15 protein-coding genes are annotated in these 15,104 nt (G+C 68.2%); 4 read left to right on the top strand and 11 right to left on the bottom strand.

Features of this window, described 5'->3' with window-relative positions; translation table 11 throughout:
• Positions 1 to 11: 11 nt before the first annotated feature.
• Complete coding sequence (gene lepA / locus JVH1_RS30965; RefSeq protein WP_011594349.1) at positions 12 to 1,904, bottom strand: translation elongation factor 4; 1,893 nt, start codon at positions 1,902 to 1,904, stop codon at positions 12 to 14.
• Between the two features lie 65 nt (positions 1,905 to 1,969).
• On the opposite strand from lepA, the gene JVH1_RS30960 reads away from it, so the two are divergent.
• A complete protein-coding gene (locus tag JVH1_RS30960; protein WP_043778343.1) occupies positions 1,970 to 2,533 on the top strand; it encodes a type II toxin-antitoxin system PemK/MazF family toxin in 564 nt (187 codons plus the stop codon).
• A gap of 5 nt (positions 2,534 to 2,538) precedes the next feature.
• Here JVH1_RS30960 and JVH1_RS30955 read toward each other — a convergent pair whose 3' ends face one another.
• The 5 genes from JVH1_RS30955 to JVH1_RS30935 form a co-directional block, all read right to left on the bottom strand.
• Positions 2,539 to 3,300, bottom strand: coding sequence for an SGNH/GDSL hydrolase family protein (locus JVH1_RS30955; protein WP_043778371.1), 762 nt, complete (start codon positions 3,298 to 3,300; stop codon positions 2,539 to 2,541).
• 131 nt (positions 3,301 to 3,431) lie between these two features.
• A complete protein-coding gene (locus JVH1_RS30950; RefSeq protein WP_009473985.1) occupies positions 3,432 to 4,205 on the bottom strand; it encodes an aquaporin in 774 nt (257 codons plus the stop codon).
• Between the two features lie 64 nt (positions 4,206 to 4,269).
• The gene (locus JVH1_RS30945) at positions 4,270 to 5,100 is read right to left on the bottom strand and encodes a transglutaminase family protein (protein ID WP_011594353.1); all 831 of its coding nucleotides are present in this window, start codon (positions 5,098 to 5,100) and stop codon (positions 4,270 to 4,272) included.
• Positions 5,101 to 5,108: 8 nt separating this feature from the next.
• The gene (locus JVH1_RS30940) at positions 5,109 to 6,080 is read right to left on the bottom strand and encodes an alpha-E domain-containing protein (protein WP_009473987.1); all 972 of its coding nucleotides are present in this window, start codon (positions 6,078 to 6,080) and stop codon (positions 5,109 to 5,111) included.
• Positions 6,080 to 7,711 (bottom strand): circularly permuted type 2 ATP-grasp protein, encoded by a 1,632-nt coding sequence (locus tag JVH1_RS30935; RefSeq protein WP_009473988.1) that lies wholly within the window; start codon positions 7,709 to 7,711, stop codon positions 6,080 to 6,082. The genes JVH1_RS30940 and JVH1_RS30935 overlap by 1 nt, the downstream gene beginning before the upstream one ends.
• Before the next feature lie 305 nt (positions 7,712 to 8,016).
• Between JVH1_RS30935 and rpsT the strand changes: the two genes are divergently transcribed.
• Positions 8,017 to 8,277 carry a 30S ribosomal protein S20 gene (gene rpsT, locus JVH1_RS30930; RefSeq protein ID WP_005248015.1) on the top strand — a complete coding sequence of 87 codons (261 nt, stop codon included), beginning with the start codon at positions 8,017 to 8,019 and terminating at the stop codon, positions 8,275 to 8,277.
• Between the two features lie 70 nt (positions 8,278 to 8,347).
• On the opposite strand, the gene holA is transcribed toward rpsT, so the two are convergent.
• Positions 8,348 to 9,325, bottom strand: coding sequence for a DNA polymerase III subunit delta (holA, locus tag JVH1_RS30925; protein ID WP_009473990.1), 978 nt, complete (start codon positions 9,323 to 9,325; stop codon positions 8,348 to 8,350).
• A gap of 118 nt (positions 9,326 to 9,443) precedes the next feature.
• On the opposite strand from holA, the gene JVH1_RS30920 reads away from it, so the two are divergent.
• Positions 9,444 to 10,199, top strand: coding sequence for a hypothetical protein (locus JVH1_RS30920; protein ID WP_009473992.1), 756 nt, complete (start codon positions 9,444 to 9,446; stop codon positions 10,197 to 10,199).
• On the opposite strand, the gene JVH1_RS30915 is transcribed toward JVH1_RS30920, so the two are convergent.
• Entirely contained in the window at positions 10,192 to 11,301 is a 1,110-nt protein-coding gene (locus tag JVH1_RS30915; RefSeq protein WP_009473993.1) for a glutamate--cysteine ligase, read from the bottom strand. The genes JVH1_RS30920 and JVH1_RS30915 overlap by 8 nt on opposite strands.
• A gap of 48 nt (positions 11,302 to 11,349) precedes the next feature.
• On the bottom strand, positions 11,350 to 12,900 hold the full coding sequence (locus JVH1_RS30910) for a carboxylesterase/lipase family protein (RefSeq protein WP_051033658.1): 1,551 nt from the start codon (positions 12,898 to 12,900) through the stop codon (positions 11,350 to 11,352).
• 133 nt (positions 12,901 to 13,033) lie between these two features.
• On the opposite strand from JVH1_RS30910, the gene JVH1_RS30905 reads away from it, so the two are divergent.
• Positions 13,034 to 13,756 carry a GAF and ANTAR domain-containing protein gene (locus tag JVH1_RS30905; RefSeq protein WP_029537206.1) on the top strand — a complete coding sequence of 241 codons (723 nt, stop codon included), beginning with the start codon at positions 13,034 to 13,036 and terminating at the stop codon, positions 13,754 to 13,756.
• A 6-nt stretch (positions 13,757 to 13,762) separates the two neighbouring features.
• Here JVH1_RS30905 and JVH1_RS30900 read toward each other — a convergent pair whose 3' ends face one another.
• Together JVH1_RS30900 and JVH1_RS30895 are read right to left on the bottom strand one after the other, a co-directional pair.
• Positions 13,763 to 13,933: a hypothetical protein gene (locus JVH1_RS30900; RefSeq protein ID WP_009473997.1), complete on the bottom strand. Its 171-nt coding sequence runs from the start codon at positions 13,931 to 13,933 to the stop codon at positions 13,763 to 13,765.
• 195 nt (positions 13,934 to 14,128) lie between these two features.
• Complete coding sequence (locus JVH1_RS30895; protein WP_009473998.1) at positions 14,129 to 15,094, bottom strand: LLM class F420-dependent oxidoreductase; 966 nt, start codon at positions 15,092 to 15,094, stop codon at positions 14,129 to 14,131.
• Positions 15,095 to 15,104: the final 10 nt, after the last annotated feature.

Here is a 15,104-nt window from a genome sequence, read left to right as displayed (position 1 = left end):
GCGGTCGCGCGCTACTTCTTCGGCTTGTCCCCGACCGATTCGGACGACAACGCGGCCACGAAGGCTTCCTGCGGAACCTCGACCCGGCCGATCGTCTTCATCCGCTTCTTGCCTTCCTTCTGCTTCTCGAGCAGCTTGCGCTTACGGCTGATGTCGCCGCCGTAGCACTTGGCGAGCACGTCCTTGCGGATCGCGCGGATGTTCTCACGCGAGATGATCTTCGAGCCGATCGCCGCCTGGATCGGCACCTCGAACTGCTGCCGGGGAATCAGCTCACGCAGCTTCGACGTCATCCGTCCGCCGTACGCGCCGGCCGCGGATCGGTGCACGATCGAGGAGAACGCGTCGACGGCCTCACCCTGCAGCAGGATGTCCACCTTCACCAGATCGGCCTGCTGCTCGCCTGACTCCTCGTAGTCGAGGCTGGCGTATCCCTTGGTCCGCGACTTCAGGGCGTCGAAGAAGTCGAACATGATCTCGCCCATGGGCATCTCGTAGCGCAGCTCGACCCGGGTTTCGGACAGGTAGTCCATGCCGCCGAGTTCGCCGCGCCGGTTCTGGCAGAGCTCCATGATCGCGCCGATGAACTCGCTCGGCGCGATGATGGTGCACTTCACCATCGGCTCGTAGACTTCGCGGATCTTGCCCTCCGGCCAGTACGACGGGTTGGTGACGACGTGCTCGGAGCCGTCCTCCATCACCACCCGGTACACCACGTTCGGCGACGTCGAGATCAATTCGAGCCCGAATTCGCGCTCGAGGCGGTCGCGGGTGATCTCCATGTGCAGCAGTCCGAGGAATCCGCAGCGGAACCCGAATCCGAGCGCTACCGACGTCTCCGGCTCGTAGGCCAGGGCGGCGTCGTTGAGACGCAACTTGTCCAGGGCGTCGCGCAGCACCGGGTAGTCCGAACCGTCGAGCGGGTAGAGGCCGGAGTAGACCATCGGCTTGGGGTCGCGGTATCCCACGAGGGGTTCGGTTGCACCGCCGCGCGCCGCGGTGACCGTGTCGCCGACTCGCGACTGCCGGACGTCCTTCACACCGGTGATGAGGTACCCCACCTCGCCGACGCCGAGGCCGATACTGGCCTTCGGTTCGGGCGAGATGATGCCGACCTCGATCAGATCGTGGGTGGTGCCCGTCGACATCATGGTGATCTTCTCGCGCGGCGAGATCCGGCCGTCCACGACGCGCACGTAGGTGACGACGCCGCGGTAGGCGTCGTACACCGAGTCGAAGATCATGGCGCGCGCCGGACCGTCCGGGTCGCCGACGGGGGCGGGGACCTGCCGCACGACCTCGTCGAGCAGTTCCTTCACCCCGATGCCGGTCTTGCCGGACACGCGCAGCACGTCACCCGGCTCGCACCCCGTGATGTGTGCGATCTCCTCGGCGTATCGGTCCGGGTCGGCGGCGGGCAGGTCGATCTTGTTGAGCACCGGGATGATGGTGAGGTCCTTCTCCATCGCCAGGTACAGGTTGGCGAGCGTCTGGGCCTCGATGCCCTGCGCGGCATCCACCAGCAGGACCGCACCCTCGCAGGCCTCGAGTGCGCGGGAGACCTCGTACGTGAAGTCGACGTGCCCGGGGGTGTCGATGAGGTGGATGACGAACTCCTCGTCGCCCACCTTCCACGGCAGCCGGACGTTCTGCGCCTTGATCGTGATGCCGCGCTCGCGCTCGATGTCCATGCGGTCGAGGTACTGGGCGCGCATCTGCCGCTCCTCGACCACACCGGTGAGCTGAAGCATGCGGTCGGCCAGGGTCGACTTGCCGTGATCGATGTGCGCGATGATGCAGAAATTCCGGATCCGGGCAGGATCCGTGAACGTCTTGTCGGCGAAGCTGCTGATGGGGGACCCCTTACCTGGACCGGCACCGGCCCGGTTCCGGGCCACTGTCACCTGTCAGGATATCCAAGCCACCGCGTTGCGGCTGCCGCGGCATACACGCACTAAGCTCGGCGGCCATGGCGAGCACGTGGAGCAGCATCGGGAAGACGTTGGGCCGACTTGCACGGGACAAGGGCCCGCAGCTGATCCAGGCGCTGCAGAAGTCCGGCGCGCTGGACCGCGCGGCCGGTGTCCTGACCGGGTCGACGGCCTCCGCGCCGAAGCCGGCCCCGGGCCGACCGGTCACCGCGAATTCCGCCCCGACCGCCCATCGGGCCCGGAAGGTGGAGTACTCCCCCGACCTGGACGGTCGCGCGGATCCGGGCGAAATCGTCTGGACGTGGGTGGCGTACGAGGAGGATCCGAGCCAGGGCAAGGACCGGCCCGTGCTGGTCGTCGGACGTGACGGCGACACCCTGCTCGGGTTGATGCTGTCCTCGCAGAGCAAGCACGACGGCGACCGGGACTGGATCGCGGTCGGCTCGGGGGCGTGGGATGCGGAGGGCCGTCCGAGCTGGATCCGCCTGGACCGGGTGCTGGACGTGCCGGAGGCGGGGATCCGCCGCGAGGGCGCCGTGATGGTCCGGGACAAGTTCGAGATCGTGGCGCGGCGACTGCGGGCGGACTTCAGCTGGCAGTGACGCCGTCACCGGCGCAGATCGTCGGCGATCATCTCGGCGATCGCGGTCATCGCGAGCGCGTTGGGATGCGCCGGTTCCGCGGGTGACTGCGGCAGGATGCCCTCGAACCACCGCTGCCCCGCCGGCGCGCAGACGTCGTGCCCACCGTCCACGGCGGCCTTCGCGATGTCGATGTAGTGCACGCCGTATCTGGCCGCGGCGTCGACGTAGATCTGGTTGAAGCGGGCGAAGTATCGCTCGAGCCAGACCGCGTCCGCGTCGGACACGGGCAGGTTCGGCCAGCAGCCACGCCGTCCGACGGAACCGCCGTGCCCGATCAGATAGACCTCGGCGTTCGGTGCTTTCGCGACGATCGCGGCCACCACGGCGTCGACCTGGGGCGCCATCGTCGCGATCCCCTCGACCGCCAGTCGCTCCGCCCGTGGGTTGTCGCGGCAACCGGCATCCGCGCCGGGAACGACAGCGGCGCAGCGCACCGACACGGGCAGGTGATTGGAACCGCCCCCGCCGATGCTGAGCGTCACGACGTCGGTGTCCGGACGGAGCGCCTCGATCTGCGGCGGAGCGACCCTCGTCCCCACGAACTGCGGGGTGCTGATCACGTGGGCGGGTTTCGCGGCGGAGCAGGTGACGTCGGTGACGGTGGCCGCGCCGATCAGCCGCGCCAGCTTCGCCGGGTAGTTCAGGTCCGGTGATCGCAGGCACAGGTCGCGGTGCTCGGTGAATTCGATGAGCGGCCCGGCCGCCCGGGAGTCGCCGAGGGCCACGTAGGCCGGTCCCGGCCGCGGTGCGTCCTCGGCGGTCACGGTCGCGGGGACCGCCCCGGTGAGCGTGAGAACGACGCACGCGACGAGTGCGGCTCGCAGGTCGCGCCGGGCCGGGACGGGTCGGCCGGTCGTCAGCTCTGCAGTCGGTCGTACCGGCCGAACAGCGACCGGTAGACCAGCGCTCCTACCGCGCCGCCGATCAACGGGAACACGATGAACAGCCACACCTGGGCGAGCGCGCCGTTCTGGTAGGGCGCGACGGCGAGGCTGCGGGCGGGGTTGACGGACGTGTTGTCGATCGGGATCGACACGAGGTGGATCACGGCGAGCGTGAAACCGATGGAGACACCGGCGAGGGGGACGTCGGAGATCTGGTCGGTGGAGGCGAGGACCACGAACACGAGCAGCGCGGTGAGCAGGACTTCGACGATCATCGCCGCGCCGATGCCGTAACCGTTCTCGATGACCCCGCCGAGCGGTCCCTTGATGGCGGACGGGCTGTGGGCGCCCCAGCCGTTGGCGCCGAGACCGTCGTCGGCCCGGTTGTACGAGGGCAGGCTCTGCGCGATCGCGTACACCACCACACCGGCGACGAGACCGCCGATGACCTGGGCGACGACGTACAACCCCGCCTTCACGACGGACAACCGGCCGAGAGCGAGGTGTCCGACCGTGACGGCCGGGTTGACGTGGCAGCCCGAGATGGGGCCGATGGCGTAGACGAGGAAGAGGAGCGTCAGTCCGAATGCCATTGCCACACCGAGGTTCCCGACCTTGGCTCCGGCGAAGACCGCCGTACCCACCGCCGCGAAGACCAGTACGAACGTTCCGACCGCCTCAGCTACGTATTTCTTGAGATCCGAGATCGGTTCGACTTCTACGTATTCCTGTGCGGTTGGAGACATTGAACCCACCTTCGTCGAAATGGATCGTTAGTCCTGCTTTCCACAGATAGATCTGGCTGGCACTTTACGCCAGGCGTGTGATCTCCACGACGACTTCGAGATCTGTCGCGCGGCCCCCGGAGAAGATGCCCTTGAGCGGTGGAACGTCCGCGTAGTCCCGTCCGATACCCACCGACACGTGCTGTTCGTTCACCGCGACGGCGTTGGTGGGGTCGTATCCCCACCACGCACCGGTCCACGCCTCGACCCACGCGTGACTCTCCCCCGCCACCGTGTCGTCCACCGCCGCATCGGGTTTCGGGTGCAGATAGCCGGATACGTAGCGACTCGGAATTCCCATGCTGCGCAGAAGAACCAGCGTCAGGTGCGCGTAGTCCTGGCACACACCCTGCCGTTCGGCCCAGGCGTCGACCGCGGACGTGTGGACGCCCGTCGTGCCCGGAACGTAATCCATCTCCCGATGCACCCAGTCCGCCGCCGCGACAACGGCTTCGTCGGGGGTGCGGCCCTTGCGGAGGTCTCGGGCGATGGTGTCGAGCTTGCGGCTGCGCGGCACGAACGTGGTGTTGCTCAGCTGTTCGTTGAACCGGTCGGTGAGCGGAGGGCTGGCCAGCTCGTCCCAGTCCACCTTCTCCTCCGGCTCCCAGAACGGTTCGGTCTCGACCACGGACAGCCCGGTGACTTCGAGTTCCTTGTGCGGCGCATGGAGATCGAACGCGGTGACGGCGGTGCCCCAATAGTCGGTGTAGCGGTACGACCGCGTCGCCGGCGTCGTCTCCACCCGGTTCAGGATCACCGTCTGCCTGCTGTCACCGCGAGGGGTGAGTCGCGCCTCGTTGTACGAGGACGTGACCGGTGCGTCGTAGGCATACCCGGTGGTGTGCACGACTCTCATACGCCAGCTCACAGTTCTCCCTCCACGACGGCTTCGCCGCCGACGGCCCGTGCATCGGTCCACGCCACCCACGGCGCGGCGTGAAAATACTGCAGCGCGATGGCTTCTCCGAGCTCGCGGCAGGTTTCCTGCAACCCCGCGAGCCGATCCTGGAGATCCTCGAGGAGCACGCCGGGCGGCAGGAACTCGAGTTCGCTGCGGGCCCTGCCGAGGAGGCGCTGCGCCTCGGCTCTCGGCCCGACGCGACTGTCGGGCTGGTGGTCGAGCTCGGCGAGACACAACTCCGCCTGCCGGATGGCGTGGAAGACCGACCGCGGAAACAGCCGGTCCAGCAGGATGAACTCGACCACCCGGTTGGCGTCCAGCGCGCCGCGGTACGTGCGCAGGTAGGTGTCGTGAGCTCCCGCGGAACGCAGCACCGTCACCCACGCCGGCGAAGATGGGCGGTCGCCCGCACGGGACAACAACATCCGCGCGAGCATGTCGACGCGCTCGATCGAGCGGCCGAGCAGCAGGAAGCGGTATCCGTCGTCGCGGCTCATCGTCGAATCGGCCAGACCCGCGAACATCGCCGCACGTTCCTCCACGTACCGGAAGAACTCGTGCGGCCCGAGACGCTTGGACGCCCGTTCCCGTTCGGCGAGGCCGTTGTACGTGGTGTTGAGGCACTCCCACATCTCACTCGACGTGACCTCCCGGGCGCCCCGGGCGTTCTCGCGGGCGCTGGCGAGCGAGTCGATGATCGAGCCCACCTGGTTGCGGCTGAACGCCACCAGTTCCGTCACCGACCGGACGTCGAGCTGCGTGTCGGGCGCTTCGATGCCGAGCACCCGCAGCAGCAACCGGGACGTGCGGTCGGGGTCCACCGAGGCGTCGTCGAGCAACTGGTGCACGGCGACGTCGAGAATGCGGGCCATGTCGTCTGCCCGCTCGACGTACCGGCCGATCCAGTACAGCGATTCCGCGTTTCTCGCCAGCATCAGCGACCACCTCCCTGGCCCTGTTGTTGCTGCTGCTGCTGTTGTTGCTGCTGTTGTAGTTGAGTCGTGCTGAGTTCGGGCCCCTGCTCGGCCTCGGCGGACTGTGCCGGCTCGGTGACGAGCTCCTCACCGGCGAGTTCCCGCTCCTCGTCGGAGCTCCGGCTCGCGAGCACCCACGTGTCCTTGCTGCCGCCGCCCTGGCTGGAGTTCACGACGAGGGACCCCTCGGGCAGGGCCACCCGGGTGAGCCCGCCCGGCAGCACCCACACGTCGTCACCGTCGTTGACCGCGAAGGGCCGCAGATCGACGTGCCGGGGCACCAGTTCGTCCCCGACCTTGGTTGGCACCGTGGACAGCTGGACGACGGGCTGCGCGATCCACCCGCGCGGGTCGGCCTTGATCTTCCGGGCAATCGTGTTCAGTTCCTTGGGTGACGCGTCGGGTCCGAAGACGATGCCGTAACCGCCGGACCCCTCCACCGGTTTGATCACCAGTTGGTCGACCCGGTCCAGGACCTCCTCGCACTCCTCGTCGAGCCAGCACCGGAACGTGTCGACGTTCGCGAGCAACGGCTTCTCGCCGAGGTAGTAGTCGATGATCTGCGGGACGTACGTGTAGACGAGTTTGTCGTCGCCGACCCCGTTCCCGACGGCACTCGAGATGACGACGTTGCCCGCCCGGGCCGCGTTCAGGACGCCGGCCACCCCGAGCACGGAGTCCGGCCGGAAGTGCATGGGGTCGAGGTAGTCGTCGTCGATACGGCGGTAGATGACGTCGACCTGGCGTTCGCCCTCGGTCGTGCGCATGTAGACCATGTTGTCGCGGCAGAACAGGTCGCGGCCCTCGACCAGTTCGACACCCATCTGGCGCGCGAGCAGCGAATGCTCGAAGTACGCCGAGTTCGCGACACCGGGTGTCAGCACCACGACGGTCGGGTCGGCCTCGTTGAGGGCGGCGGATGCGCGCAGCGCCCGCAGGAGATGGGAGGCGTAGTCGCCCACGGACCGCACGCGGTGCGACATGAACAGGTCGGGGAACACCCGCGCCATCGTGCGGCGGTTCTCCATGACGTAGGACACCCCCGACGGCGAACGCAGGTTGTCCTCGAGTACGCGGAACACCCCGTTCTCGTCGCGGACGAGGTCGATGCCGGCGACGTGGATCCGCACCCCGTTCGGCGGGACGATCCCCGACGCCTCCCGGTGGAAGTGCTCGCACGAGGTGACCAACCGCTTCGGCAGCACGTGGTCACGCAGGATGCGCTGCTCCCCGTACACGTCGTCGAGGAACATCTCGAGCGCCTGCACGCGCTGCTTGATGCCCTTCTCGAGACGCGTCCACTCGGCAGCCGCGATGACCCGGGGGACCAGATCGAGCGGGAAGGGCCGCTCCTGACCGGACAGCGAGAACGTCACGCCCTGGTCGATGAACGCCCTGCCCAGAGCGTCGGATCGGGCGGCGAGGTCGGCTCGGTCCGCGGGCTCGAGCGCCTTGAAGACGCCTTTGTACGGCGGGCGGACGGTGCCGTCGCGGTCGAACATCTCGTCGAACGCCAGCCCGTAACGCCCGACGTCGGTGTACCCGTCGAACACGTGGGCGGGTTCCGCGGGCTTGCGCGGCCGGGCGGTCACCCGCGTCCGCGGCTGGGTTCCCGATGCCTTCGCACCCGCCTGCGTGCTTCCCCCCGATTTCCGGACGGGGGCTTTCGAGATTGCCGACGATTTCGTTACTGTTGACGACTTCGATGCTGGGGGCGTCATCCCAGACATGCTGCTACATGTACACCCGTTCAGCAGCACAGCCGCAGGATTTCCCGGCGCGTCCGGCGCCGGTTTGAGATCGGACACCGATCACTGGTAATCTCGCCTGTCGGTGCATATGTGTGCGCCCAGAGCTTTCTCGACCGTAACCAGCTTAAGACGACAGGATTTTACGCGTGGCCAACATCAAGTCCCAGGTGAAGCGGATCCGTACCAACGAGGCGGCCCGACTCCGTAACCAGTCGGTGAAGTCCTCGCTGCGCACGGCGATCCGCTCGTTCCGCGAGGCTGCGGCGGCCGGTGACAAGGACAAGGCCAACGAGCTCCTCGTCGCCACCAGCCGCAAGCTCGACAAGGCAGCCAGCAAGGGCGTCATTCACGCCAACCAGGCTGCAAACAAGAAGTCTGCTCTCGCGCAGGCCATCAACAAGATCTGACGGTTCTTCCGTCGTAGGCTCTCCAACAGCCGCTCGATCCTCGGATCGAGCGGCTGTTGTCGTGTCTCCGTCAGACCTGGCGTAGCCGGGAGACGCGTCCGACGGCACTCTCGACGGCGTAGTCCGCGTCGGCCGCCGCACCCTTGACGTCGGCGTTCAGGGACGCCACGATGCGCAGCGCCTCCCCCACCGATGTGGGTGTCCATCCCTTCGCGAGGGCTTGCGCCTTCTTGATCTTCCAGGGTGGCATGCCGAGTTCCGACGCCATCCGGAACGGGTCTCCCCGTCCCGCCGGGGCCACCCGGGCGATCGAGTGCACCGCATCGGCCAGCGCGTCGGCCAGCAGCACGTGGGGTACGCCCCGCAGCATCGCCCAGCGCAGCGCCTCGATCGCGCCCGCGGTGTCGCCGGCGACGGCCTTGTCCGCGACGTCGAAACCACTGACCTCGGCCTTGCCCGAGTAGTACCGCTGAACGGCGGCGACATCGATTTTTCCGCCGGTGTCTGCGGTGAGCTGCGAGCACGCGGCGGCCAGTTCGCGCAGATTCGAACCCACCCCCTCGAACACGCTCTGCACCACTTCCGGCGACACCCGGACCCCGAGGGTGCGGAACTCGCCGCGGATGAACCCGATGAGGTCGCCGGACTTCAGTTTGGCGCACGGGTGCACCACGGCTCCGAGTTTCTCCAGCGCCCCGGTCATCGCTTTCGCACGTCCGCCGCCCGAGTGCAGGACGACGAGGACGACACCCGGAGGCGGGTCGCCGGCTGCGTCCAGGATCAGTGCCACGGCGTCCTTGCCTGCCTCGGCCGCGGCCTCGAGCACCACCACGCGGTCTTCGGCGAACAGGGAGGGGCTGAGCAGTTCGGCGAGTTCGGCCGCCCCGGCATCGCCCGCCCTCAACCGGTTGACGGGAAGATCCGCGCCCGCGGCCACATCCGCGTTCGCGCGGACGTGGCTGATGACCTGCGCCACCGCACGTTCGACGAGGAACTCCTCGTCACCGAGGACGAGATGGAGCTGTTCGAGCTGAGTTGGAGTGCTCACGCGAAGATCGTGCCACGTGTGGCGGACACGGTCGCCGACACCCCGGAACCGGGACCGAGCAGGCCGAACACGGGCGATCGCCACGCAGCGGTCGCGTCGGCGGTGGACACTCGATCATATGACCGCGGAAACCGAGGTGGACGGCGTCACCCGCGAGGACTACGCGCACATGATCGACCTCGACGACGATCGCACGACAGGGCAACGGTACGAGCTGAGTTTCCGGTACACCTGCCGCGACGGGCTGATCCCCCGATGGTCGGTGCAACTGGTCGCCCGCTGTTCGGCCTCCGGACATGCCGAGACGCTGTTCGCGGGTGGTCGATCCGTCCTCGAACCCGCAGCGCCCTCGCGCGGCGACGTCGCGCCGGCCGGGTCCGACGACGACTTCGACACAGCGTGCGACTTCTACGAACAGCGGTGGCGGGCCCTGCTCGACCCGGCGGGCGGCAGCCCGCGAGGTGACACCGAGCAGCGTCACCTGTCCGACGCGCTCACCCTGTACGGGCATACGTGGCGCAGCGGGGCGGGCCGTGCGATCGCCGACCGGCTCGCATCGTTCGCGAATGTCACCGTGCTCGCCCTGGGCACCGACCCCGCGTTCCACGTCATGCGCCGTACCGCCGCCCATTACCCCGACCCGGTCGTCCTCGCCGTCTACCAGCCCGCCGGGCAGCGCATCGACCTCAGCCTCGTCGACACCCCGACGGTGGAGGCGTTGATCGACGACCCCGGCCCTCTGCGCACCGGACCGGACACCAGCGCAGGCGCCCTGCTCACGGGTGTCGGATCCGCCGGCCTGCTGCATCCCGGCTACATCGGCTCCACCACCGCCGGCGTCACCGAGTTGACTCCGCCACCCCCGGTCAGCTGACCACTTCGCGCGTCAGGAGGTCGACCACCGCCGCCAGCGTGCCCACCCGCGTGAACTCGGCCCGTTGCCGCTCGGCGCCCGTTCCCTCGCGCAACACGGTGTCGAGCCCCGACTCGAGGAACGCCCGATCACTCGAGCCGAGCCCCGGGGCCACGCAGTCGTTCAGCAGCTCCAGTTGCCGGCGGATCGGCAGGACCCGATCCGCGGCCGGGCTCGTGCATTCCCCGTCGAGTCCGTCACGGGCCGCGCGCCACAACTGCGCCCGCAGCAGCTCCGCGCGCAGCCACGGCACGGTGAGGCCGTCGTCCAGCGATTGGAGCGCCCACCCGACGAGACCCTTCACGACCACCGCGTAGAGTGCCGCGTGCGCCGCGGTCATGGCGACGTCCGCGATCCGGACCTCGATGGTCGGCTGCTTGTCGGCGAGCCGGACGTGCCAGTAGATCATTCCCCGGTCCATGGCGGCACCGGTTCCGATCATCGCGCCGACCGTCGCCTCGTACTCGTCCGCGGAGTCGAAGTGCGGCGGCGGTCCCGCCGACGGCCACCGCGACCACATGATGTGCCGCCAACTGTGATAGGCCGTGTCGTGCCCACTGTGGAACGGCGAGTTCGCGGCGAGCGCAAGGAGTACGGGTAGCCAACTGCGAACCAGGTTGCTCACCCGCACACCGACGTCGCGGCTCGGGATCCCCACGTGCACGTGACAACCGCACGTGGTCACCGTGTCCACGATCGACCCGAAGTGGCGGGCCATCTCCTCGTACCGCGGGCTCGGGGTGATCGCCGGGGGCAATCCCTCGACGACCAGGGACGTCCCGCTGGGCAGCAGCAGCAGATCGCGGCCCGCGGCGGCCTTCGCCAGCCGGCGTCGTAGGCTGCGCAGCTCCTCGTGCAGTTCCTCCCCGGTGTGGCACACGCCCGTCGCCGTCTCGATCTGACATCGGGCGAGTTCACGCTGAAGCCCGTGAATGTCGTGGCCGGCCTCCGTGACCACGTCGGGTCCCGCGGCGGAGAGGTGACCGGACTCGTCGACGAGGAAGAACTCCTCTTCCACCCCCACACTGAGGTCGCGACCCGATTCCGTTGCTGCAGGGCTCATTCAGGAGGTATCCCCCGTTCCGCGGATACCAAACCGGGGCACCGCCGCTCAGGTGAACCCGATGACTTCCTCACCCCACGCCCGGCGGAGCTCCCGATCCGGATCGGCGACGACCGCGTCGGACTTGCCGATCAGCAGGGTCGTGCGATCCGCCTCGTCGTACCGCGGCCAGCCGACCTCGGCTCCCGTTCCGTCCGGGGTGCCGTCGGTGGCAAACGACAGCCACCGTCGCTGGATCCGCTCCGACACGTGCCCGGCGGTTCGGTGCCCGCCGAGCTTGAATGTGGGGTCGTGCGGGACGACGCCGAAGTTCCCGAAGACGTACGGCACCTCGGTGCCGTGGGTGGCGCCGATCCGCGCGGCGCGCAGTAACGGTGTCGCGTAGTCGAAGCGGTACAGCCAGGTCGGGGCGACGCGGCTGTGTGCCTCCGCGATCCACAGCGTCGGCATCCGGAACGCGGCGTCCCGTGAGATCTCCATGGCCGAGCTTTTCTTCGGGTAGTCGGGATACGCGGCCGCCACCTCCTGTTCCTCGTCCGCCGGGAGGTCGGGATGGTCGGCGGCGATCGCCACGAACATCTGATGCACGGCGTCCGGGGTGATCGGCATCAGGGGCGACTTCATGAGCCGGAACATCGACGCCTCGTCCTTGTTCGTCCCGATCAGCAGCGGAATTCGGTGTGCGAGGCCCTTGCGGAATGCCGCCACGGGGTAGTGCGGGACCACGTCGCCGTCGACGGTCGGGGCCACCGCCAGGGTGCCGGGGACCCGCGCGGGCACCTGCTGGACGAGTTCGATGCAGGCCTTCGTCAGCACGTCGACGGGCAGGTCGCGGAGACGGCCCGCGTCGGCGGGCGCGATGTCGAGCAGCTCGAGGAACGACTCGGCGATGCTCGCGGCGCGGTCACTGCCGTACACGGACGTCGCGGGGGAACTCTCGGCGATCGCGCGATGGAACAGTCCCTCCGCAGGCGGGGACGTCATCAGCGTGGTGACCGCGCCGCCACCGGCGGATTCCCCGAACAGGGTCACGTCGCCCGGGTCGCCGCCGAATGCCGCGATGTTGTCGCGAACCCAGGTCAGTGCTGCGATCTGATCGCGCAGGCCCAGGTTCGTGTCGAACGGATGCTCCCCGGTCGAGAACGAGGAGAAGTCGAGGAAGCCCAGCGCACCGAGCCGGTAGTTGAACGTGACCACCACGACGTCGCCGCGTTCGACCAGACGGGTCGGATCGAACATGCGTTGTCCGGACGAACCGAGGTAATACGCCCCGCCGTGGATCCACACCATCACCGGCCGCGGTCGCTCGGTGTCCGTCGCGGGGGCGGAGACGTTCACGGTGAGGCAGTCCTCGTCGATGGTCAGACCGGGATCGATGGGCAGCGGGCCGTGCTCGTTCTGCGGCGCGATCGGACCGAACCGGGAGCAGTCGCGCACGCCGGTGAACGGTTCGGGCGCGCGCGGGGCGCGGAGCCGCCACTCGCCGACCGGCGGCGCGGCGTAGGGAATGCCTTTCCATGACCGAACGCCGTCGAGGCGGACGCCCCGCAGCGTTCCCTGGCCGATGGTCACATGTGGGTCCTCGGTGCGCGAAACCATGACGTCATCTTCGCCCGGCACGACTGCCGCCGGAGTCCGATCGGGAATTCCTCCGGCCCGGACCTGCGGCGACCGCCCTCTCTGGCAGACTGAATCGGTGAACCGGGCGCATGCCCGCACGCTGGAGGAACCGATGCGAGACACAGTGCCCGAGACGACGCAGGCTGTCGGCCGGTCGGCCGCGACGTTCGCGACCCTCGCCGATCTTCTCTACGCAGGCCAGGATTTCGGGCACGTCCACCAAGCCATCTGCGACGCCGCACCGCTACTCGTCGAGGGTTGTGACCACGCGAGCCTGATGCTCCGGGAGGGATCCCGCTATGTGACGGCCGCGGCGAGCGACGACGTGGCCTTCCGTGTCGACGAGTTCGAGCGCATCGAGAACGAGGGACCGTGCGTCGATGCCATCGTCAGTGACACCCCCCAGTTCGAGACGGACCTCGCCACCTCGTCGCAGTGGCCGCGGCTGTCGGCGCGGGTGCTGGCCCGCACACCGGTGCGCGGTGCCGCCGGATTCCGGCTCGTCATCCTCGGGCGCAAGGTCGGCGCCCTCAATCTGTTCTCCGACACGGCGGGAGCGCTGAACACCACGTCCGTCGATCAGGGCATCATGCTCGCATCGTTCGCGGCGGTGGCGCTGGCGGCCGTCCACGAGCACGCCGAGGCCGAGACACTGCGGGCAGGCCTGGCCAGCAATCGTGAAATCGGGAAGGCGGTGGGACTGCTGATGGCGTTCCACAACATTCCCGAGACTCAGGCGTTGGACATTCTCCGCACCACCTCGCAGGACATGAATCTCAAACTGGCGACGGTGGCGCAGGAAATCGTCGCTCACCATCACCGGAAGGTGACCTGACCGCCGTCAGTCCGCCTCCGGTGCATCGGGGTTACCCGCAATGCCGAGCATGGACAGGAGCATGCGGCAGTCTTCGGCGTCGAGCGACTGGGCAGCAACGACCCGCTGCGCTCGCCACACCTGCCCGGCGTCGAGCTCGTCGTCCACATCGAGATCTGTCTGCTCCGATTCCGACATTCGCCCTCCAATGCGGGTGCGTTCCAAGACCGTTCACCTCAGGCATCTGCCACCGGATGGTAGTCGGTGTTTCGGTGTCGCATACGCACATCGGGAATCGAAGTCGAAACGATACTGAACCCGTTCCGCCCCGGTCGCGCCGAGCGTGCCGAGCGGCGCACTCCGGAGACGAAAGTTACAGCGGCACAGCCGATGTCAAGAAGCCCTCAGCGCCCGCAACGGCTCACTCAACTCGTTGGCGAAGAACTCGAAGAAGCCGTCGACGTCCGGCCCCGCGTTGATCAGCGCCAGATGATCGAATCCGGCATCGACGAAAGTGCCCGCCACCTCGAGGTGCCGCCGGACATCCGGCCCGCAGGCCATGGCGTCGCGGACGTCCTCGGTACGGATCGACGACGCGGCTGCCTCGAAGTTGATCGGATTGGGCAGTTCCGCTTGAACCTTCCATCCGGTCAAGCCGAACCGGAACAACCGGTGTGCCGACTCGACCGCGGATTCCTCGTCACGAGCCCACGCGAGGGGCACCTCCCCGTATCTGGGCCCCGACCCACCGGCCCCGGCATAGGCCTTCACCAGGTCCGGATCCGCTTCGGTGGCGAACAGTCCGTCGCCGAGTTCCGCGGCGATCCCGACGGCCTCCGTGCCGCCCGCCGCGACGGCGATCGTGGGCGGGACGTCGGGGAGATCGAAGACGCGGGCGTCGTCGAGGGTGAGGTGTTTGCCCTCGTACGAGTGGTAACCGCCCGACCACAGCAGGCGGATGATGTCGATCGCCTCACGGAGCATCTGGTGCCGGATGGTCACCGACGGCCAACCGCCACCGACGACATGTTCGTTCAGCCGTTCCCCCGAACCGAGTCCCAGGGTGAACCGGCCCTCGCTGAGGACGGCGGTCGTGGCCGCGGCCTGCGCGATGATCGCGGGGTGATATCGGACGAACGGGCAGGTGACGCCGGTCGCCAGACCGATCCGGTCGGTCCGTGCCGCCGCGGCCGCGAGCATCGACCACACGAATCCCGAATGACCGTGGCTGTAGAGCCAGGGGTGATAGTGATCGCTCACCTCGACGAAGTCGAAGCCGGCCCGTTCGGCCTCCACCGCCTGCCGCACGATCTCCCGCGGATCGAACGTCTCGGCCATCAGCTTGAACCCCACCTGCATGTCGTCCCCT

The sequence above is a fragment of the Rhodococcus sp. JVH1 genome (genome assembly GCF_000280725.2).
Lineage (GTDB): Bacteria > Actinomycetota > Actinomycetes > Mycobacteriales > Mycobacteriaceae > Rhodococcus_F > Rhodococcus_F jostii_A.
The sequence above is the reverse complement of the archived record's forward strand: the minus strand, read 5'-3'. Positions and strand labels throughout refer to the sequence as shown.

Bases quoted from the DNA above. Each gene is read 5' to 3' on its own strand.
- JVH1_RS30960 (WP_043778343.1), top strand. From the start codon at position 1,970: ATGGCGAGCACGTGGAGCAGCATCGGGAAGACGTTGGGCCGACTTGCA.
- JVH1_RS30950 (WP_009473985.1), bottom strand. From the start codon at position 4,205: ATGTCTCCAACCGCACAGGAATACGTAGAAGTCGAACCGATCTCGGAT.
- JVH1_RS30945 (WP_011594353.1), bottom strand. From the start codon at position 5,100: ATGAGAGTCGTGCACACCACCGGGTATGCCTACGACGCACCGGTCACG.
- JVH1_RS30940 (WP_009473987.1), bottom strand. From the start codon at position 6,080: ATGCTGGCGAGAAACGCGGAATCGCTGTACTGGATCGGCCGGTACGTC.
- JVH1_RS30920 (WP_009473992.1), top strand. From the start codon at position 9,444: ATGACCGCGGAAACCGAGGTGGACGGCGTCACCCGCGAGGACTACGCG.
- JVH1_RS30915 (WP_009473993.1), bottom strand. From the start codon at position 11,301: ATGAGCCCTGCAGCAACGGAATCGGGTCGCGACCTCAGTGTGGGGGTG.
- JVH1_RS30910 (WP_051033658.1), bottom strand. From the start codon at position 12,900: ATGGTTTCGCGCACCGAGGACCCACATGTGACCATCGGCCAGGGAACG.
- JVH1_RS30905 (WP_029537206.1), top strand. From the start codon at position 13,034: ATGCGAGACACAGTGCCCGAGACGACGCAGGCTGTCGGCCGGTCGGCC.
- JVH1_RS30900 (WP_009473997.1), bottom strand. From the start codon at position 13,933: ATGTCGGAATCGGAGCAGACAGATCTCGATGTGGACGACGAGCTCGAC.
- JVH1_RS30895 (WP_009473998.1), bottom strand. From the start codon at position 15,094: ATGCAGGTGGGGTTCAAGCTGATGGCCGAGACGTTCGATCCGCGGGAG.